The sequence below is a fragment of the Rhodanobacter glycinis genome (assembly GCF_900114325.1).
GTDB lineage: Bacteria > Pseudomonadota > Gammaproteobacteria > Xanthomonadales > Rhodanobacteraceae > Rhodanobacter_A > Rhodanobacter_A glycinis.
The window spans coordinates 186730-205551 of sequence record NZ_FOSR01000007.1 but is presented as its reverse complement, the minus strand read 5'-3'; the positions used below and the strand labels follow the sequence as shown (position 1 = coordinate 205551).

Here is an 18822-nt window from a genome sequence, read left to right as displayed (position 1 = left end):
AGGCGTTACGGATGGCGGCCATGGGTTTACGCCGCAGCCAGACCGCGCTCGGAGCGTATCACCGGCGCATGCTGGCGCGGGTGGAGAAAGCCAAAGCCATCACCGCGACGGCGCACAAGCTGGCGCGATTGATCTACACCCTGCTGACCAAGGGCGAGGCCTACGTCGATCAGGGGCAGACCTACTACGAGGAGCGGCATCAGCAGCGCGTGGTACATCAACTCCAAAAGCGCGCTGCCATGATGGGCTACAACCTCGTACCGATTCCGTCCGCCCCATGAAACAGACAAGCAAAACAAGGGGTTATTTTTCTGTTTCTGAAGAGGGGGCAGAGGAAATCCGAGCCCAACCGGCCGCTATGGGTCGGCTGCTGCCGGTCGATTGTGCCCAACCGGTGACCCCCAGCCAGGTGGTTAGCCAGTTGGCAACACTGGTCAAGTCTTGTGCCAGCCCTGGTCAACTGTGCTAGCTCGCTGGCAATACGGCAATACGCACAACCTCGATCATTCCACGCGGAATCCATTGGGGTATGCAGAGTGATGGATCGGCGTCTGTAGGAATGATTTCTACCGTGTCCACTCCAGCGGAATCAACGCTTGCGTCGCGGTGCGAGCAGTTCCGACCGTCCCACCGACACACGGAAAGGTTCCGGCGGCTCCGGATCCGAGAACCCCGCGGCCCTGATCGCCGCATCCAGTCCGCGATACCCGGCAACACGCTTCGGACCACGCAGTGTGTTCGTCCCTTCGTTCCAAGTATGCACCATCTGCTTGGCGATGCCTCGCCACAGCGGCTCATTCTTCGCAGCTTCGATGACCTCGCGGCCCACCTCCACCGCCGACTCGCACAGCTGTTCCACCATCTGCGCGTAATCCCGCGGCGCGATGCCCAGGCGCGTGTTGAAGAAGCGCTCCAGCGACTTGCCCGGCGCCCAGGTCTGACGCCCCTCAATGGACAGGCCCGGAGGGTTGGTGGCGTAGCGCGGATAGGCCTGCGTGGTCACCACGTCATAGACCGGCGTATAGGTCACATCGGCCAGGGCGGTGTAGTACAGGGCCACGTTCTTAGCATGGCAGTCCGCGTTGCGCACAACGTAGTTGGTCAGCAGCTGCCACCCTAGCTGCAGCAGCTGCGCCCGCGTCGTACCCGCGGGCAGATAGGCCCGGGTTGCGTTGAGCACCTTTTCGGTGGTCGTGGCGTACTTCTCGTGCGGGGGCAGGCCCAGCAAGCCGCACGCATCCTCCAGCCCGTAGCGCGGCCGTCCGTGCGCGTCGACATCGAAACGATCCACGACCAGCACCCGGCCGTCCTGGGACATCCGCGCCTTGACGACCGGCACGACGCCCAGGCGTTCCAGCACCCGCAGGCTGTAGAACTCGTTAAAGCCCAGATACGGTGTGCTGTCGTCCGAGCCCTTGATGATGTGACGGCTGGTCCGCAACGTCGGCTTGCCCAGCGGCATGGCCTCGTCACCGTCCGACTCCGGTGCGATGAACTTGGGCACGGCACCGGAGATGGCTGCCCGCGCATACCGGCGCACGAGCTCGGCAAAGTGCCCGGCCGTGTTGTCCCCCGCCAGCAGTTCCTCGACGTGCAAGGGCGCCAGGTCCGTGCCGGGCGGCACGCCTTCCGGCGTCACCGTCACGCGCCCGATGCCCATGCCACCCACCACGGCCAGCAAGGACAAGTCGGTGCCGTCGAGCAAGGGACCGAAGGCCTCGCGGATGACCCCGAGCAGATACCCTTCGGGGAGATTCTGCCGAAAGAACGGATGCAGGTCGCGCGGCCAGCGCCATGCCTGTTCGCGCACCGGCATGGTCAGGCTGACGAAATCCGTCGGCGCCACACCTGCGTCGTACTGCAGGACGTATTCGTCGCGCTCGCGATAGAGCTGCGCCACCTTGCGCCCCAGCACCTGGACATCGAGCCTCATGCACCGTCTCCCCGGCGCTGCTCGGCCAGGATGTCTTCGAGCGTCCTGGCATGCCCATGCTTGACCGCCTTCAGGTCGTAACCGGCCGCCTCCAGCAGCCGTACCAGGGCGGACACGCTCATGTCCCCCTTGGCCAGGGTTTCCATGCGCGCCACGGTGGTGCGAGCCACCCCGGCCCGGCTCGCCAGTTCTTCCTGGGAGAGCCCGGCTTCCCGGCGCACCTGCTTCAGCAATTCAGCCACGTTCGCGAGCATCGTCATTTGTAGCCTCTGGGCAGCATGGACGAGAGAACATGGGTAAACTGTAGCCCAAGGGACACAATACGTCAAGTCTCCTCGTAGCCCAAAGGCTACAGGAGCCGTGTCGAGCAGCCATCCTGTAGCCCACGAGATACAAAACATGGCAATCGGATGGAACCCCAGAGGAGTCAGTTCGATGGAATCCAGTCCCTCGAAATCCTGTCCATCCGTGCTCCCTGGCATCGCCCCTCACCCGTACTGATGAAGCCATGGCACACGCTCGATCCCCCTCCATCACCACCAGTAAGCCGGCTTCTCCGGCTCCGGAGCATCCAGAATGAGATCGAAGACGGGGATCATCGGATCCAGCCAGTCGGCCTTGGCCCTGGCCCAGCCGATCCAGTCCACCAGCTCATCGGTAAGCTCGCCTTTCAATGTCGCCGCGTGTTCGACGGCATCCACGTAGGCACGAAGGCGCGTTGCCCGCTCCCACTTCGTCGCCTCGGTTTCCAGAGCTTCAAACAGCCCGCGCTCCCGTTTGCGCTGTTCCATGATCCGGGCGTAACGCTCCTTCGCCAGGCGCCGTCGCTCCTCCTCCCTCGCCTGATGCTCCTCGCGTTCGCGGATTTCCGTGGCAAGGAGAATGAGGCCGGAAACAACCTCCGGGAATCGCCGTTCGAGTGGCGTGCGTTCCGTATCGTTCCAGCTTCGGGCCGGCCATCGCCCGGCCGTTATGGTGAGGATGCCGGTCGCGAGATAGTCGTATCTCGGCGTCCCCGGATACTCACCCCGGGCGTAATGGGACAGTTTCCAGTAGCGCTCCTTGGCTTTCGTTTCCTCCGGGGTGTCCACATGTTCCTTGCGCCTGACACGCTCGGTGAGGCTCAGCTCCACCCGGGTGCCCTTGATGGTCAGCACGGTGCGCTTCTTCTCCGGATCCACTTCCACCGCGGAACCACGCTTGGCGAACTCGAGGATCAATGCATTGAACAAATCGAGCGCACGGTCCAGTGAACCGCGTGACACCTCGACATGCAGGACTTCGGCCGGCGCCGAGACCACCCCCTTCTCCAACTTGACGTCACCCTTTGCCAGCCGCTTGCCTGCCGCCACCACCAACGGGTGCCGATCGATGGGGCCGGCGGGAACCTCGATCACCTGCCTGGTTTCCCGCACACGACGCCTGACCTCATCTTTTTCCTTGACTGCTTCCGGGTCGAGGCGCGTCAGGCTGGCGGCCTGCCGATAACGGCCATGCGTCGACAACGGCGTGCGCTGCGGCTTTGCCCCGGCCCGCACCTTCGCCCAGTACCCGCGCGCCGGCAGCGGAATGCCCATCGTCCTGCAGAGCTTGGCCAGCCCGACATCCGACAGTCCGTAGCGCTTGGCCACCTCCGTCACCGGATCCGCCCACACCTCGTCATAGAGAGTCTCACGACTGACCTTCTGGCTCATGGCATCCGCTCGCTAGGGCTCTGGCACTGTTGCCGGTACACAACAGTTTCAGGAATGTCGTCGATACGGATGCCGGCAAAGGCACCAACCCGGATCGCTCGGCGCCTCGCCATCTCCTCTCGGGCCGATCCTCTCACAGGAGTTCACTGATGATTATTTCAAAATCGGTCTCAATGAAAATCCAGCGGTGCGTATCCAGTGCGCCGGACAGAGGCGTGGGACCCTTCGGCCGATGCGCGACCAGGTGACTGACGCTACCCACGGCCCCACCTTCTTTCCACCACGGACGATCGTGATCGGCCGGCGATCTACCGCAAAGTGCGCATGATGCCGTGCTGTTCGATCAGTGACCTCACGTCTTCCACACGCCATGCCGTGATTCGTGGCCCCAGCACGTGGGTGGGTTGCGGGTAACGACCGGATTTGACACCTGCCCACCAGGTGGATCGCGACACCGGGATGATCGGTGGCGTTGCCGGCCGCCCCCTCGTCGCCGGCCTCCCGATGATCTGCGCCAGACGCAGATAGCCGGTGCCAGGCAGCATGTCTGCGGTGGCAGCTTTCTCTTCCATGGTCTTCTCCCGGCAACTCATGTGTTCCCGCCACGCGTCTTGATCGCGCACGCCCGTCTGTACCCCCGATCCCGTGCCATGAACGCTTCGAGCATGTGTGGGATGAGCGTCACGGCATCAACCGGCTCGCCATAGGTCTGCCCGTGCATCGTTGCGTAGCGTTCCAGTTCCACCTTGAGCGCCGCCGCGCAGGCAAAGGTGACTTTTACGACCTCCGTCCGAGGTAACGGGCCAAGCCGCAGTTTTTTCGGGGACGTGCTCATGGCATCGGCCCTCCCTGGACAAAAAGCGGCTGGTACGGCCGCAGCACCAGATCCTTGTTCACCATCACGTTGACCGGGAACCCAGGCCGCACGGTCAGCGTCGGCTGGACACTCAGGTTGCGCCGGGTGAACTCCTGGCCGACCTGGTTGGCAGTGTCCTGCGCGCTGTCGCGCAAGGCGATCACCGCGTTGCCGTTGACGTCGCCCTCGTTCGAGACGGCCAGCTCGGAACTGACGCCGAGCAGCGTGGACAGCGCCGCGCCACCCAGGATGCGACCCCAGTGCCAGTCCACCCCGTCCTCTAGGCCGGCATAGCCGGCCGGATCGATACCGGGCAGCTTGTCCAGGGCGATCGACGAGGTGTCGGGCAGCACCAGTCGCAGCCAGACCAGCAGCACGCGCCGCTGCCCGAACGCCACCTGGCTGTCGTAACGGCCGATCAGGCGCGAGCCCTGCGGGATCAGCAGGTAGCGACCCGTCGCGGTGTCGTACACCGGTTGGGTGACCTCGGCGATGATCTGCCCCGGCAGGTCGGAATTGATGCCCGTCACCAGCGCCGCCGGGATGATCGTCCCGGCCATCACCGTGTACGGTGAAGCCGGCGCCTGCAGGGTGCCGGCATTGCGGGTCGCGGCATCGCCGCCTTTGGCCAGGAACGCTTCCTTCTGGTCCTGCCGATTCTGGATCGTCGTCGGATCGTTGGGCTGTGCAGCCGTCGACGCCGACCCGTTCCCCACCGGATTGAACGCGCCGGCCGCGGTGTTGGCCCCCGACACGGCATTCGCCGGCATCCCAGCCGCCTCGGCATTGCCGGCTGTATGACTGGTGCGGAAGAACACCGACGAGCGCGCGATTTCCTCGGCCTGGCGCTGCCGGTCCACGCTCTCGGCCGATGGACCGGGATTCGTTGCGCTACTGGGCAGCGGTGGCGCAGCCGAAGCCGCACCCCAGTCGCCTGGCAGCGGCGGCCCGAGCTGCGGCACGCTGGCGGCCGGTACCGGCTTGGCCGGCAGTTTCGAGTAGTCAGCCGGCAACTGGTCCAGGTCATCGGCCCGGGCGACCCGATCGACGTTGACCAGGTTGGTCTGATCCTCCGAACCGCGCCGCCCCTTCGATTGCAGTGCCCACATCGACGCGCCGGCAATGACCGCCGCCAGCACCGTGGCGGATATCGCCAGCGTGCGACGGTTGAGCCGCGTCACCGGACGCGGCGCGGCACGCAGCGCGACACCCTCGGGCGCGACCTTCGGCGCAGACGAGGCAGCGCGATCAGTCGTGTCCATGACCGGCTCCTGCCGCGACGCCATCGGTGCGCTCGATGCGCACCACGGCGGCCTTGTCGCCGCCCAGACGCAGCTCGGCCGCACCGAACAGGCGATCCACGATGTCGTAAGGCGCGTGGAACCGGTAGTCCACCAGCTCGCCCTTGCCGTCCGCTCCGACGACGAACAGCGGCGGCAACTCGCCCTGCGCGATGCCAGCCGGGAACTGGATATAGACGTGCCGCCCGTCGTCGAACGCGCGTACCGGCTTCCACGGCGGGCTGTCGCCCGTGATCGCGTAGCGGAAGTGCAACTGGTCGAGCGACAGTCCTTCGGCGGCGGGCGCCTGCGCCTCGGCGGCTTGCGCCTGGACCTGCAAGGCCAGCATCTGGTCCTTCGGATACTCCCACGACACGGACGCCATCCACGCCTTCGCGGTGGACGTGAGCTCCAGCAGGTAGGTGCGCCGGCTCGTGGTGATGACGAGGTTCGTCGTGATGCCCGTGCGCACCGGCTTGACCATCACGGCGACGCGCCGGCTCGCACCGCTGCCGCTCGCGGTATCGCCCACGATCCATTGCACGGTATCGCCGGCGGCGACCGTCACCAGTGCCTCGCCCGGCTGCAAGCTGATGACCGTCACGCGGCCGGGGCTCGTATAGATCTGATACAACGCGCCGTCGGAGAACGGCCAGACCTGGATCGCGTTGATGTAGCCCTCGCGCGTGGGCGACACGCTGGCCTCGGCGTTGGCCTGCTCCACACGCGACTGCGGATCGGCAGGCACCGACGGCGGCTTGGCATCCGCGGCGTCCGGCAGGGGCTTCATCTGACCCGGCAACGGCAAGGGCTTGGGCACCGCCACGACCGCGACGGGCTTCGCCGGCTCGGGCAGCGGCTCGGCTTTCACGGACTCGTCCAGTGAAATGGACGGCGGCGGCCTGCCCTGCGTGGCGCAGCCCGCAAGCGCACTCGATAAACCGACGATCGCAAGGGCGGTGATGACGTGTTTCATGACTTCTTCGCTCCTTCGGGCGCGTCCAGGTCGCGGCTCCAGGACAGCCCATTGATGTAGATGCCGAGGGGATTGCGGCGCACCTGCAGTTCGGTGCGCGGGGTCTGCATGACGAGGGTGAGCATCGCGGTCCACTGCTCGATGCCGGTGGGCGTGCCCTCGTGGTAATGCTGCTCGGTCCAGCGCACCTGGAACGACGCATCGCTGACGCGCACCACGCTGGTCACGTCTACCGAGATGGAGTCCTGACCGACGTGGGCGAACGGATCGTGGGCGCGCGCGTAGTCGTTCAAAGTGGCTGCGCCTCGGTCGGTGGTGTAACCGTAGGCTTCGAGCCAGTGCTGCCGTACCACGACCGGATCGATCGACAGCGCGCGCACGTCGGTGATGAAGCGCGCCAGGTACCAGGCGATCTGCGCGTCGGTCGGCTTGTAGGGCGTCACCGCTGCGCCCACCGCGCGTACCTCACCCGCGTGATCGACCTCGACCACGTAGGGCGTGACGCGCGACTGGCCGGATTGCCAGACGAGGCCAGCGGCCATCAGCAGCGCGAGCCCCAGGCAGCCGAAGGCCATCAACCGCCAATTCTTCGCCTGCACGCGCGCGCTGCCGATGCGTTCGTCCCACACCTGCGCTGCGGCCTGATACGGCGTAGCGGGTACGGGAGATTCGCTGTAGCGCACACCGGGTCGTTTGAAGGGCATGATTCGCCCCCTTACTCGTTCGAGGAATCGTGAAGTTCCGGCGCGGCCCCGCCGCCGCCGTGATCAGCCGAGCGCACGACGTGCGCAGCCGTCGAGGCGCCATGCGCAACGCGCTGACGGCGTTGCAGGCGCCGCGCCCAGTCGGGTGCCTGGTGATCGGTGGAAGAGGCGGTACCGCCCGGTGAGGTATCAGAGGGTCCGCTGGCAGCGGATGCCGCCGCGGGAGTCGAACCCGCCGTCGCGGCCACGCGATCGCGCATGGCGCGAGCACCGGCAGCGACACGCTCGCCAGCCGCCCGGGCGCCGCTGCGTGCGACGTTGGCCATGCCGGCCCCGAACGCACGCGTGCCCGAAGCGCCGGATGCCGTCGCACCGGCGCGATAGGCGGATGCGGCGCCGCTGGCCGCGCGCGCCGTTCCCACCGCGCCCCGCGCGGCCAGGCGTGTGCCCGCCGCTACCGCGGCACCGCCGCTCGCCACGGCCGCACCGCCCGCGACTGCGAGGCCCGCCGCACCGAGGGCCGTGCCGACCGCCGCGCCGGCACCGAGTTGCGGTGCTCCGGACACCAGGCCCGTGGCGATGCCCGGCCCGAAGACACCTAAGCCCAGCATCGTGAGCGACGCCAGCATGACGGCGAGCGCGTGATTGAGCGACGGACCGGCGCCCGTCGAGGCCTGGAACTGCCCGAAGATCGTCGAGCCGATGCCGACGATCACGGCGAGCACCAGCACCTTGATGCCCGATGCCACCACGTTGCCCAACACCTTCTCGGCGAGGAAGGCTGTCTTGTTCCACAGCGCGAACGGCACCAGCACGAAACCGGCCAGCGTGGTCAGCTTGAACTCCACCAGCGTCACGAAAAGCTGCACGGCCAGGATGAAGAAGCTGATGACCACCACGACCCAGGCGAACAACAGCACCACGATCATGTCGAGGTTGCTGAAAACGGCGGTAATGCCGTGGGACATCGTGCCGACCTGTTGCAGGATCGGCTGGCCGGCCTGGACGCCGATCTGCGCCAGCCGCCCCGGTTGCAGGAAGTTGTCGATGCCGACCGTCGAGCCGGTCGCCAGCAGCCCGAGACCCGCGAACGAGCGGAACACGATGCCGGCGAGCGTATTGAAGTTGCCGATGATGTAGGCGAAGGCGCCAACGTAAAGCGTCTTGCGGATCAGCTTGGCCAGCACCTCCTCGCCGCCCATCGCCCAGAACAGGCCCGCGAGCGTCATGTCGATGACGATCAGCGTGGCCGAGAGATAGGCGACCTCACCATGCAGCAACCCGAAGCCGGAGTCGATGTACTGCGAGAAGACTTGCAGAAACTGGTCGATGACGGAGATGTCGTTCATCGCCGTACTCCGTCGTCGGGCTCGTCGAAGCTCACCGGAATCGGCGGCAGCGAGGCCAGGGTCTGGTATTCATCCGGGCCACCGAGGCCGAGGAAGAAACGCCGCGCATACGCCGCGCCCGCGATACGGCAGGTCGCTTCACCGACCTGCGCGCGAGCCACCGCACAACGGTGATGCAATGGCCTCAACCGCTGCGGATCGCGGGCCAATGCGTCTACCGTCAACGCCGGTGCGTGCCGGCCACAAGCGGCCAGCACCACGACGACGGACAGGACGCATGCGCGATTCATCGCATCAGTTCCCGTAGAAGTTCACCGGCTGCGGCGTGTACTGCGGGCCGTTGCCGATGAAACGCGAACGCACCTGCTCGGCCTGTGCCTCGTCGGCCGCCGCGCGTGCCTGATCCAGCGCGGTCGCGCGGTCCTGCGACACAGTGAGCTGTTGCGCCTGGATCGCCTGGCGCGCGATCAGCGCGAGCAACTGGTTGGTGGCCTGGCTTGCCTGCAACGCACCGACCGCGCCCTGGCTCTGCGTCACCAGATGGCTCAATACGCCCTGATCCGACAGCAGGTTTTGCGCAGCCTGCGACTGCATCTGCGTCGCGGTCTGCAACGCCTGCACCGAGGTCTGCCAGCGCGTTTGCGCGTCCTGCATCATCTGCACGGCGCTGGTGCTGGCGTCGTAGGACGCTGGATACAGCCGGTTGAAGGTCGCCTGCGACTGCGCGACGTTGAAGGTCAATCCCTGCGCCTGCGTGATCAACTGGTTCGTGCTCGCCAGCGTGGTGAGCAACTGCGAGAGCGAGTTGTAGTTGAGGCTGGTGAGGTTGCGGCCTTGATTGGTCAACATGGTTGCTTCGTTCTGCAACTGCTGGATCTGGTTGTCGATCTGTTGCAGTTCGCGCGCGGCGGTCATCAGGTTCTGCGAGAAGTTCGCGGCGTCGAACACCGCCCACTGTGCGAAGCTCGCCGATGAGCACGTGAACAACACGGCCGCGGCGGCGGCCAGCCAGGTGGTCTTCATGGCTATCTCTCCGGGTGCGAAGGGAACGAGGGGATGAGGTCGGCGGCCCAGTCGAGACCGGCGTGGCGCAGCCAGGCGCCAGCGAAACCGGGAGCGCCCGCATCGCGCAGCACGCGGTCGATGTCGCGCTGGTCTTGCGGTGTCGAGGCACCGGCAAAGGCCAGTGCCACGGACCCGAGATCGAGGTCGAACAGGCGATGGCCCAGACGCGACTGGTAGTAGTAGTCGTGCTTGGGCTGCGCGGTGGCGACGATCTCGATCTGCCGACTGTTGAGGCCGAAACCTTCGTAGATCGTGCGGATCTGCGGCTCGGTCGCCTGCGGGTTGGGCAGGAAGATGCGGCTCGCGCAGCTCTCGATGATCGCGGGCGCAATGCTTGATTCCTTGATGTCGGCGAGCGACTGTGTGGCAAAGATCACCGAGACGTTCTTCTTGCGTAGCGTCTTCAGCCACTGCCGGATACGCGCGGCGAACACCGGGTCATCGAGGAACAGCCACGACTCATCGAGGATCAGCAGCGTCGGTGCCCCGTCGAACCGCTCGTCGAAGCGCGCGAACAGGTAGCCCAGCACGGCCAGTACGGCGGCCTTGCTGTGCATCAGCTCCTCCATCTCGAAGCCCTGCACGTCGGCACTGCCGAGACGGTCATGGTCGGCATCGAGCAGGCGACCATGTGCGCCGCCGAGTACGTAAGGGGCGAGCGCCTGGCGCAATGCGTTGGACTGCAGCAGCACCGACAGGCCGGTCAGCGTGCGTTGCTCGATGGGCGCTCCAGCGAGACTGCCGAGCGCCGACCAGATGGCCGCCTTTTCGTCGGGGCCGACCGCGATGCCTTCGTGCGTCAGGCGTCCTTCGACCCATTCGCTCGCCCAGGTGCGATAGCCCTCCTGGTCGATGCGCGCAAGCGGCTGGAAGGCGATGGCGCCGTCGGCGCCGAGATCGTAATGCTCGCCACCCAGTCCCAGGATCGTGGCGCGCATCGAGCGGCCCATGTCGAAGGCAAAGATGCGCGAACCGCGGTAGCGCCGGAACTGCATCGCCAGCACCGCGAGCAGTACGGACTTGCCCATGCCCGTCGGGCCGACCACCAGGGCATGGCCGACGTCGCCGATGTGCGTCACCAGCCGGAACGGCGTGGCGCCGTCGGTGCGCGTGACGATCAGCGGCAGGCCATCCAGATGCGTGTTGCGCTCCTGGCCGGCCCAGACCGCCGACAGCGGCATCAGGTGCGCGAGATTCAGCGTGGAAATGCTCGGCTGACGCACGTTGGCGTAGGCATGGCCCGGCACCGACGACAGCCATGCCTCTACCGCGTTGAGGGTTTCGGGGATCGTGACGAACCCCCTGCCCTGAATGGCGCGCTCCACCTGGCGCCGCTTTTCATCCGCCGCCGTGGCGTCCGCATCCATCACCGTGACGGTCGTGGTCACGTAGCCGAAGGCCACCTGGTCGCTGCCGAGTTCCTGCAGGGCCGCGTCGGCATCGGTGGCCTTGTTGGCCGCGTCGCTATCGACCAGCGGCGATTCCTGCTGGAAGATCGTTTCCCGCAAGAGCGCCACCACGTTCTTGCGCTTGGCGAACCACTGCCGGCGCAGCCGCGTCAGCTCCTTCTCCGCTTCCGCCTTGTCCAGGCACAGGAAGCGCGTGGACCAGCGGTAGGCGAAACCCAGACGGTTGAGGTCATCGAGCAATCCCGGCCAGGTCGAGGTCGGAAAACCGCGCACCGTCACGACGCGCAGGTGCTGATCGCCCAGCATCGGCGCGAGACCACCGATCAGCGCCGCGTCGGCCAGCAGCGCGTCCAGATGGAACGGCACCTCGGGTACGCCGATGCGATAACGCCGCGTGGCAATGCAGCCGTGCAGGTAGGTCAGCGTGTCGCCGTCATCCAGCCACACGATCTCCGGCATCACGCCGTCGAGCAGGTCGTAGAGACGATCGGTCTCCGCGATGAAGGCGGTCAGCCGTTCACGCCAGTCCACGCCCGCCGTGGGCGTGTTCTCGTACAGCACTTTCGCGGCGCGCGCCCTGGCTTCCTCCGGCGGCAGGTAGACCAGCGTCAGGTGATAGCGACTCTCGTAGTGACTGCCCGCCGACTCGAACGCGGCGCGGCGTTCCTCGTCCACCAACCAGGACAGCGGTTCGGGAAAGGCCGAATGCGGGTAGTCGGCCGCCGCCCGGCGCTCCGCCTCGATGAACAGTGCCCAGCCCGAACCGAGCCGGCGCAACGCGTTGTTCAGGCGCGCGGTCGTGGCCACCAGCTCGCCCTGCGTCGCGCTGTCCAGGTCCGGCCCGCGAAAGCGGGCCGTGCGCTGGAAGGAACCGTCCTTGTTGAGCACCACACCGGGCGCGACCAGTCCCGCCCACGGCAACCAGTCGGCAAGCAACGCGGGACGCTGGCGGTATTCGGCGAGGTGCAACATGGCATCGGCCTCACACGTCCAGCAGCGGTCGGTGCTTCAGGTGCCGCGCGAACACCGGCATGAACTGCGGGTCGACTTTCGCGCCCCACACGGCCAGCGAATGGCCGATCAGCCAGAGCGCGATGCCAGGAATCCACAGTTGCAGACCCAGCCCCACGGCCGCGGCGAGCGTGCCGTTGGCAATCGCCACGGTGCGTGGCGCACCGCCCATCAGGATCGGCTCGGTCAGCGACCGGTGCAGCGGCACCTCGAATCCAGGTGCGAAGCCGGCGGGAGTGACGGACTCGCTCATGCCACCACCGCGCCGCCGGAGAAGCTGAAGAACGACAGGAAGAAGCTCGATGCGGCGAAAGCGATCGAGAGTCCGAACACGATCTGGATCAACCGCCGGAAGCCGCCACTGGTGTCGCCAAAGGCGAGCGTGAGGCCCGTTACGATGATGATGATGACGGCGATGATCTTGGCGACCGGTCCCTGGATGGATTCGAGAATCGATTGCAGCGGTGCTTCCCACGGCATGTTGGAGCCCGCCGCGTGCGCTACCGTCGCCGCAAGACACATCAGCAGCAGGAACAACCACAGCCAGGCGTTACGGAAAAACGGATCGTCGTAAAGACAGATTCGTGTCATGACGGTTCTCCAGGGGTGGCGGACGGGGAAGACGACGCACCGGCCACGGGATCGAGCCGGTAGCCGCGCGTGTCGAAACCGACGACACGGGCGATGTCCCGGATGCGCCGGGCGCGGCCACGTCCGGCGATGAAGACGACGACGTTGATCGCCTCGGCGATCAGCGCCCGAGGCGGGGTCACGGCAACCTCGAGGATCAGTTGTTCCACACGCAGCAACGCGCCGTGCGCCGAGCCGGCATGGACCGTGGCGATGCCGCCGGGATGGCCGGTGCCCCAGACCTTGACCAGATCGAGCGCTTCACCGCCACGCACCTCGCCGACGATCACGCGGTCGGGGCGCAGACGCATCGTGGCGCGCACCAGTTCGGTCATCGACACGACGCCAGGGAGCGTGCGCAGGGGCACGTGGTCGCGCGCGGCGCATTGCAGCTCCACCGTGTCTTCGAGCACAAGCACGCGATCACCCGTAGCGGCGATCTCCGCGAGCAAGGCATTGGCGAGTGTGGTCTTGCCGCTGCTGGTGCCGCCAGCGATCAGGATGTTCTGGCGCTCGCCTATGGCCTGGCGCAGGAACACGGCGTGTTCCGCGCCCAGGATGCCGTCCGCGATATAGCGATCCAGGCCGATGACCCCGACCGCGCGCTTGCGCAACGCGAAAGCCGGGCCAGGCACCGCCGGCGGCAACACGCCCTCGAAGCGTTCGCCGGTCTCGGGCAACTCCGCCGACAACAACGGCTTGCCCGCATGGACCTCAGCGCGTACGTGCGCGGCGACCAACCGGATGATACGCTCGCCGTCAGCGGCTGACAGCGAGGCGCCCGTCGGCGCGCGCCCCGTGGAGAGTCGGTCGATCCACAGTGTACCGTCCGGGTTCAGCAGCACTTCCACCACGTCCGGGTCGTCCAACGCAGCGGCGATCAGCGGCCCCATCGCCGTGCGCAGCATGCGCACGCGCCGATCGAGCGCACGCGCCGCCGGGCTCAGTTCGTGCGGCTGCACCGTCATGGCGTGCCCCCCTCCATAGACTCCGCTGGCGCGGCCTCGCGCCGCGCCGTATCGGGCTGGACCTGCTCCGCCACGTCGCGCAACAAGCCATGGCCACGCAGGAGATGCCGGCCGAGCTGTTCGACGAACTGCGTGAAGCGTGCCTTGCCCTGGGCTCGCGCAGCGTCCTGGTGCGCCTCCGGTACCGGCGTCGTGACCGTGAGGTAGTAGCGCACGTACAGCGCGACGGTCTCGATCAGGATGGCCTGGTCACGCTCCAGGCGCTCGTACTGGCGGGTGAGCCGGTCCAGTCGGCGTGCGATGGCGACCTCGCGCTGGTCGCCGGCGTCGGACGACAGCCAGGATGCGAGCGCCGCGGCGACGATGGAGGACTTGGACACGCCTTTCTTGGTGGCCAACTCACCGAGCCGCCGTGCGTGCTCGGTGGAAACGAACAGGTTGAGGCGGTATTGGCTCATAGCGCGATCCCGTCGTCAGGGTCGAGGGCCGCGAACCGTGCGCCACGCTGCGGCCGTCGATCGAGCTGCACAGGCGGCGGTAACGGCAAGTCGTCGTCATCGAGCAAGGCCAGGTCGCCGGCCTGCGAGTCAGACTCAGGGACACCGATCGCCACTTCGACCAGCTCGGGCTGGCGACGCAGACCACCCTCGTCGGCTGTCCCATGGCTGCCGACGGGCGCGAGCGCAGGCGCCAAAGGCACGGAGGGAATGGCCAGGCCGCTCCAATCGTCGGAGCGCAATGGCGGTACATCGGCATAGCGACCGCCCGACAAGACCGGCGGCGGCAGCACGCGCCGCCTGAAGTTGGCATCGGTGTAGTAACGCAACTTCCTTGCCTTGATCGGCGCCATGCCCGAGACCATCACCACTGCCTCGTCGGGCGGAAGCTGCATGACCTCGCCGGGGGTCAGCAGCGGACGCGCCGTTTCCTGGCGTGACACCATCAGGTGCCCGAGCCACGGTGCAAGGCGATGTCCGGCGTAGTTGCGCTGCGCGCGCAGTTCGGTCGCGGTGCCGAGCGTTTCGGAGACACGCTTGGCGGTGCGTTCGTCGTTGGTGGCGAACGTCACCCGCACATGGCAGTTGTCGAGGATCGAGTGGTTCGGCCCGTAGGCTTTGTCGATCTGGTTGAGCGACTGCGCGATCAGGAAACTGCGGATGCCGTAGCCCGCCATGAACGCCAGCGCCGACTCGAAGAAATCCAGCCGGCCCAGCGCCGGAAACTCGTCGAGCATCAGCAGCAACGTGTGTCGCCGCACGATGCCGTCGGAGCCGTCGAGCGATTCGATCAGGCGTCGTCCGATCTGATTGAGGATCAACCGGATCAGCGGCTTGGTGCGACTGATGTCGGAGGGCGGCACCACCAGATACAGCGAGACGGGATGCTCCGCGGAAATCAGGTCGGCAATGCGCCAGTCGCAACGCGACGTGACCTCGGCCACCGTGGGGTCGCGGTAGAGGCCAAGGAACGACATGGCGGTGGACAGCACGCCCGACCGCTCGTTGTCGCTCTTGTTGAGCACTTCGCGTGCTGCCGACGCGACGACGGCATGCGGCGCATTGCCCAGGTGCCTGGTCGTCATCATCCGGTGCAGCGTCAACTCGAACGGGCACGCCGGATCGGAAAGGAAGTTGGCGACGCCGCGCAGCGTCTTGTCCTCGCCCGCATAGAGCACGTGCAGGATCGCGCCGACCAGCAGCGCGTGCGACGTCTTCTCCCAGTGGTTGCGCCGCTCCAGCGCCCCTTCGGGATCGACCAGGATGTCGGCGATGTTCTGCACGTCGCGCACTTCGTATGCGCCGCGCCGGACTTCGAGCAGCGGGTTGTACGCGGCCGAGGTCGGATCGGTCGGGTTGAACAACAGGCAGTGCGAGAAGCGCGTGCGCCAGCCGGCCGTGATCCGCCAGTTCTCGCCCTTGATGTCGTGGACGACGGCCGAGGCCGGCCAGGTCAGCAGGGTCGGAACCACCAGGCCCGCACCCTTGCCCGAGCGGGTGGGCGCGAACGCGAGGACATGCTCCGGCCCATCGTGGCGCAGGTACTGGCGGTCGTAGCGGCCAAGGACGACGCCGACCGGCTTGTCGAGCCCCGCCTTGCGGATGTCACGAGCCGCCGCCCAGCGCGCCGAGCCGTAGGTGGTGACGAGCCGCGACTGTCGCGCACGCCAGACCGACATGCCGATGGCAACGAACGCGGCAGCCACGCCACCCCCGGCGGCGATGGCACCACCCTCGAGAAACAGGCGCGGGGCATAGGCGTCGTACCAGTACCACCACTGGAACAGTTGCCACGGGCGATAGACGGGAACACCAAGGCAGTCGAACCAGGGCGAGCCGAGGCGCAGCTGGTAGCCCAGGTGTGCGGCGGTCCATTGGGTGGCACCCCAAATTCCCGCGACCACGACGCCGAACACCATCAGCACCGGGCCGAACGCCACGCTGGTCCCGTTCATGCCGGCCTCCGATTCTCACTTGCCTCATACGGCGGGGACATGCCGCATGAGCAGGAAAATTGAAGCCGTCACCAGCCCCGGTCAAAGACCGTTTCAGCCGTAGAAATGGCCAGAAATGCCACAATTCAAGAAGCGTCCGAAACGCGGGTGACGCCGCCAGCCGGGGCGTGCTGCGGCGCAATTCGCTATCCGCTGTCAAAACGGGGCCGTCTTGCCAGGAATCAGAACTTCGGCGGCTCCTTCGGAGGCGTGTACTTCGGCCCGTTACCCATGAAAAGACGGCGCCGCGCTTCGGACGCCGCTTCGCATTCGGCAGCGCTCATCGTCGTGTCGTCGTTCGCACACTGCCGTTCCACTTGGTGCAGTCGGTCGGGATGCGCCATCAGCGAGTCCACCGTATCGGTGGGCGTGGCTTTACCACACGCTGCCAACATGCACGCTGCCAGCAAGAGACAGGACTTGTTCACGGGACACCTCCTGCAACAAGCATTCGACGACGTAGTGTTCCTCAAACCTTGCCGCCCTGCGAACCCACGAATCCGGGCATAACCCGCTCAATGAAATGCCGCAGCGGTTCGGATGGCTCACTGTCGGGCCGCAGCAGATACGTCGTCAACATCACCGCGCGACCGGCCAATGGCCGGGCCACGACTTCGGGGTGGCGGAAATCCTCGATGTGGGTCGCATTGGTCAAACCGATGCCATAGCCAGCAGCCACCAACGCCAGCAGCATGTCGTGCGTGGTCACCCGATCGGCCACGATCGGTTCCGCGTCCAACTTACGCAACACCCGCTCGATCTGCCGTGCGCAGCCCTCGCATGCCTCCGGGTGACACAACACCAGCGGATAGCGCAGCATTTCCTCCAACGGAATACGCTTGTAGGCGAGCAACGGGTGCCGTGCCGGCACCGCCGCCGCCAGAGGGTCGCGCCATACGGGTTCGGCCACAAGCCCCTCCCCTACCGCGTCGGATTGCGCAAACCCGACGTCGTACAGGTCGGTGCGCAGCCCTTTGAGTTGCCGTGCCAGAGGCGTCTGGAACAGGCGGATTTCCACCTCGGGATCTTCGGCCCGACACTGCGCCAGCAAGGCCGCCAGCCGCGACGGTACGATGCTGTCGGAGACAGCCACGCGTAGCACCCCTCGGTAACCATTGGCTGCCGCCTTGACGTTGACCTTGGCTTGGTCAAGCGCTGCGCGCACACGGCGCACATCTTCCAGAAAGACCTGACCCGCCCAAGTGAGCCGGGTACTGCGGGTAGTGCGCTCGAACAACTGCACACCCAGATCAGACTCCAGCTCCTTGATCGCCCGCGACAACGGCGATTGCTCGATATGCAACCGCTCCGCAGCCCGAGCGAAATGGAGCTCCTCAGCCACAGCCACAAACGCACGTAGATGGCGGAATTCCATGCCTCAACGTCCTTGGGCGCTGCACCGGCGCACCGTTAAACTCCGAACCCGTAGCTCCACAAGCACGTGTACAGGCTTCCACGTACAACCAGCTCGATGCGCGTGCAGATCATGAAACCCTCAGCTTGGCGGATGCCTGGTCCAGCCAGCGCTCGGCGTCCAGCGCGGCCATGCAGCCGAAGCCGGCCGAGGTGATCGCCTGGCGGTAGACGTGGTCGGCCACGTCGCCGGCGGCGAACACGCCGGGCACCGAGGTCATGGTGGCCATGCCGCTCTGGCCGCTGTGGATACGGATGTAGCCGTCGTGCATGTCCAGCTGGCCTTCGAAGATGCCGGTGTTCGGGGTGTGGCCGATCGCCACGAAGAAGCCGGTGGCGGCGATGTCGCGGGTGGCGCCGGAGTTGACGTCCTTCACGCGCACGCCGGTGACGCCGGAGTCGTCGCCCAGCACCCCGTCCACGGTGTGGTTCCACACCAGCTCGATCTTGCCGGCCGCGGCCTTCTCGAACAGCTTGTCCTGCATGATCTTCTCGGCGCGCAGCTTGTCGCGGCGATGCACCAGGTAGACCTTGCTGCAGATGTTGGCGAGGTACAGCGCCTCCTCCACCGCGGTGTTGCCGCCGCCGATCACCACCACCTCCTGCTCGCGGAAGAAGAAGCCGTCGCAGGTGGCGCAGGCGGAGACGCCCTTGCCCTTGTACTTCTCCTCGCTGGCGATGCCGAGGTACTTGGCGGTGGCGCCAGTGGCGACGATTAGCGCGTCGGCGGTGTATTCGCCGGAGTCGCCCTTGAGCCGGAACGGCCGCTGTTTCAGGTCCACCGAGTGGATGTGGTCGAACACCATCTCGGTGTGGAAGCGTTCGGCGTGCTCGGCCATGCGCTGCATCAGCGCCGGCCCCTGCAGCCCCTCGACGTCGCCCGGCCAGTTGTCCACGTCGGTGGTGGTCATCAGCTGGCCGCCCTGCTGCAGGCCGGTGATCATGGTCGGCTTGAGGTTGGCGCGCGCGGCGTACACCGCGGCGGTGTAGCCGGCCGGGCCGGAGCCGAGGATGACAAGACGTCGGTGCTTCCCTGTTTCCAT

General features: G+C 66.5%; 20 protein-coding genes and 1 pseudogene. 1 reads left to right on the top strand and 20 read right to left on the bottom strand.

All coding sequences use genetic code 11. The features are described from left to right. Window positions 1–281: pseudogene (locus tag BMY90_RS09855) on the top strand (IS110 family transposase); the annotation flags it as partial. Between the two features lie 308 nt (window positions 282–589). Here the strand turns inward: BMY90_RS09855 and BMY90_RS09850 are convergent. From BMY90_RS09850 to trxB, 20 genes are all read right to left on the bottom strand, one after another. Continuing rightward, window positions 590–1915 (bottom strand): type II toxin-antitoxin system HipA family toxin, encoded by a 1326-nt coding sequence (locus BMY90_RS09850; protein WP_217638569.1) that lies wholly within the window; start codon window positions 1913–1915, stop codon window positions 590–592. A gap of 14 nt (window positions 1916–1929) precedes the next feature. Continuing rightward, window positions 1930–2193, bottom strand: a complete 264-nt coding sequence (locus BMY90_RS09845; RefSeq protein WP_092703617.1) for a helix-turn-helix transcriptional regulator — start codon at window positions 2191–2193, stop codon at window positions 1930–1932. A gap of 273 nt (window positions 2194–2466) precedes the next feature. Next, a complete protein-coding gene (locus tag BMY90_RS09840; protein WP_092703615.1) occupies window positions 2467–3627 on the bottom strand; it encodes a hypothetical protein in 1161 nt (386 codons plus the stop codon). A 308-nt stretch (window positions 3628–3935) separates the two neighbouring features. Beyond that, entirely contained in the window at window positions 3936–4199 is a 264-nt protein-coding gene (locus BMY90_RS09835; protein ID WP_245735001.1) for a helix-turn-helix transcriptional regulator, read from the bottom strand. A gap of 17 nt (window positions 4200–4216) precedes the next feature. Beyond that, the gene (locus BMY90_RS09830; RefSeq protein ID WP_092703613.1) at window positions 4217–4462 is read right to left on the bottom strand and encodes a DUF2274 domain-containing protein; all 246 of its coding nucleotides are present in this window, start codon (window positions 4460–4462) and stop codon (window positions 4217–4219) included. Next, window positions 4459–5745 carry a TraB/TrbI/VirB10 family type IV secretion system protein gene (locus tag BMY90_RS09825; RefSeq protein WP_217638568.1) on the bottom strand — a complete coding sequence of 429 codons (1287 nt, stop codon included), beginning with the start codon at window positions 5743–5745 and terminating at the stop codon, window positions 4459–4461. The genes BMY90_RS09830 and BMY90_RS09825 overlap by 4 nt, the downstream gene beginning before the upstream one ends. Then, window positions 5732–6739 (bottom strand): P-type conjugative transfer protein TrbG, encoded by a 1008-nt coding sequence (trbG, locus tag BMY90_RS09820; RefSeq protein WP_092703609.1) that lies wholly within the window; start codon window positions 6737–6739, stop codon window positions 5732–5734. Before trbG ends, BMY90_RS09825 begins: the two co-directional genes overlap by 14 nt. Then, window positions 6736–7443 carry a conjugal transfer protein TrbF gene (gene trbF / locus BMY90_RS09815; protein ID WP_092703607.1) on the bottom strand — a complete coding sequence of 236 codons (708 nt, stop codon included), beginning with the start codon at window positions 7441–7443 and terminating at the stop codon, window positions 6736–6738. The genes trbG and trbF overlap by 4 nt, the downstream gene beginning before the upstream one ends. An 11-nt stretch (window positions 7444–7454) precedes the next feature. Continuing rightward, on the bottom strand, window positions 7455–8792 hold the full coding sequence (gene trbL, locus BMY90_RS09810) for a P-type conjugative transfer protein TrbL (RefSeq protein WP_092703605.1): 1338 nt from the start codon (window positions 8790–8792) through the stop codon (window positions 7455–7457). Continuing rightward, window positions 8789–9082 carry a hypothetical protein gene (locus tag BMY90_RS09805; RefSeq protein ID WP_092703603.1) on the bottom strand — a complete coding sequence of 98 codons (294 nt, stop codon included), beginning with the start codon at window positions 9080–9082 and terminating at the stop codon, window positions 8789–8791. Before BMY90_RS09805 ends, trbL begins: the two co-directional genes overlap by 4 nt. A gap of 4 nt (window positions 9083–9086) precedes the next feature. Then, on the bottom strand, window positions 9087–9815 hold the full coding sequence (trbJ, locus tag BMY90_RS09800) for a P-type conjugative transfer protein TrbJ (protein ID WP_092703602.1): 729 nt from the start codon (window positions 9813–9815) through the stop codon (window positions 9087–9089). Between the two features lie 2 nt (window positions 9816–9817). Then, window positions 9818–12238 (bottom strand): conjugal transfer protein TrbE, encoded by a 2421-nt coding sequence (trbE, locus tag BMY90_RS09795; protein ID WP_092703600.1) that lies wholly within the window; start codon window positions 12236–12238, stop codon window positions 9818–9820. 10 nt (window positions 12239–12248) lie between these two features. After that, complete coding sequence (locus BMY90_RS09790) at window positions 12249–12530, bottom strand: VirB3 family type IV secretion system protein (protein WP_092703598.1); 282 nt, start codon at window positions 12528–12530, stop codon at window positions 12249–12251. Next, complete coding sequence (locus tag BMY90_RS09785) at window positions 12527–12868, bottom strand: TrbC/VirB2 family type IV secretion system protein (protein ID WP_092703596.1); 342 nt, start codon at window positions 12866–12868, stop codon at window positions 12527–12529. The genes BMY90_RS09790 and BMY90_RS09785 overlap by 4 nt, the downstream gene beginning before the upstream one ends. Next, the gene (trbB, locus tag BMY90_RS09780) at window positions 12865–13815 is read right to left on the bottom strand and encodes a P-type conjugative transfer ATPase TrbB (protein ID WP_425438654.1); all 951 of its coding nucleotides are present in this window, start codon (window positions 13813–13815) and stop codon (window positions 12865–12867) included. The genes BMY90_RS09785 and trbB overlap by 4 nt, the downstream gene beginning before the upstream one ends. Window positions 13816–13871: 56 nt before the next feature. Further along, entirely contained in the window at window positions 13872–14333 is a 462-nt protein-coding gene (locus tag BMY90_RS09775) for a CopG family transcriptional regulator (RefSeq protein WP_092703592.1), read from the bottom strand. Continuing rightward, the gene (locus BMY90_RS09770) at window positions 14330–16327 is read right to left on the bottom strand and encodes a conjugal transfer protein TraG (RefSeq protein WP_092703590.1); all 1998 of its coding nucleotides are present in this window, start codon (window positions 16325–16327) and stop codon (window positions 14330–14332) included. The genes BMY90_RS09775 and BMY90_RS09770 overlap by 4 nt, the downstream gene beginning before the upstream one ends. Before the next feature lie 221 nt (window positions 16328–16548). After that, entirely contained in the window at window positions 16549–16794 is a 246-nt protein-coding gene (locus BMY90_RS09765) for an EexN family lipoprotein (protein WP_092703589.1), read from the bottom strand. Between the two features lie 41 nt (window positions 16795–16835). Further along, complete coding sequence (locus tag BMY90_RS09760) at window positions 16836–17741, bottom strand: LysR family transcriptional regulator (RefSeq protein ID WP_092703587.1); 906 nt, start codon at window positions 17739–17741, stop codon at window positions 16836–16838. Window positions 17742–17850: 109 nt separating this feature from the next. Then, window positions 17851–18822, bottom strand: a complete 972-nt coding sequence (gene trxB, locus BMY90_RS09755) for a thioredoxin-disulfide reductase (protein WP_092703585.1) — start codon at window positions 18820–18822, stop codon at window positions 17851–17853.

Coding starts and splice junctions, on each gene's coding strand:
- BMY90_RS09845 (WP_092703617.1), bottom strand. CDS start 2,193: ATGACGATGCTCGCGAACGTGGCTGAATTGCTGAAGCAGGTGCGCCGG.
- BMY90_RS09840 (WP_092703615.1), bottom strand. CDS start 3,627: ATGAGCCAGAAGGTCAGTCGTGAGACTCTCTATGACGAGGTGTGGGCG.
- BMY90_RS09835 (WP_245735001.1), bottom strand. CDS start 4,199: ATGGAAGAGAAAGCTGCCACCGCAGACATGCTGCCTGGCACCGGCTAT.
- BMY90_RS09830 (WP_092703613.1), bottom strand. CDS start 4,462: ATGAGCACGTCCCCGAAAAAACTGCGGCTTGGCCCGTTACCTCGGACG.
- BMY90_RS09825 (WP_217638568.1), bottom strand. CDS start 5,745: ATGGACACGACTGATCGCGCTGCCTCGTCTGCGCCGAAGGTCGCGCCC.
- trbG (WP_092703609.1), bottom strand. CDS start 6,739: ATGAAACACGTCATCACCGCCCTTGCGATCGTCGGTTTATCGAGTGCG.
- trbF (WP_092703607.1), bottom strand. CDS start 7,443: ATGCCCTTCAAACGACCCGGTGTGCGCTACAGCGAATCTCCCGTACCC.
- trbL (WP_092703605.1), bottom strand. CDS start 8,792: ATGAACGACATCTCCGTCATCGACCAGTTTCTGCAAGTCTTCTCGCAG.
- BMY90_RS09805 (WP_092703603.1), bottom strand. CDS start 9,082: ATGAATCGCGCATGCGTCCTGTCCGTCGTCGTGGTGCTGGCCGCTTGT.
- trbJ (WP_092703602.1), bottom strand. CDS start 9,815: ATGAAGACCACCTGGCTGGCCGCCGCCGCGGCCGTGTTGTTCACGTGC.
- trbE (WP_092703600.1), bottom strand. CDS start 12,238: ATGTTGCACCTCGCCGAATACCGCCAGCGTCCCGCGTTGCTTGCCGAC.
- BMY90_RS09790 (WP_092703598.1), bottom strand. CDS start 12,530: ATGAGCGAGTCCGTCACTCCCGCCGGCTTCGCACCTGGATTCGAGGTG.
- BMY90_RS09785 (WP_092703596.1), bottom strand. CDS start 12,868: ATGACACGAATCTGTCTTTACGACGATCCGTTTTTCCGTAACGCCTGG.
- trbB (WP_425438654.1), bottom strand. CDS start 13,815: ATGCTGCGCACGGCGATGGGGCCGCTGATCGCCGCTGCGTTGGACGAC.
- BMY90_RS09775 (WP_092703592.1), bottom strand. CDS start 14,333: ATGAGCCAATACCGCCTCAACCTGTTCGTTTCCACCGAGCACGCACGG.
- BMY90_RS09770 (WP_092703590.1), bottom strand. CDS start 16,327: ATGAACGGGACCAGCGTGGCGTTCGGCCCGGTGCTGATGGTGTTCGGC.
- BMY90_RS09760 (WP_092703587.1), bottom strand. CDS start 17,741: ATGGAATTCCGCCATCTACGTGCGTTTGTGGCTGTGGCTGAGGAGCTC.
- trxB (WP_092703585.1), bottom strand. CDS start 18,822: ATGGAAACAGGGAAGCACCGACGTCTTGTCATCCTCGGCTCCGGCCCG.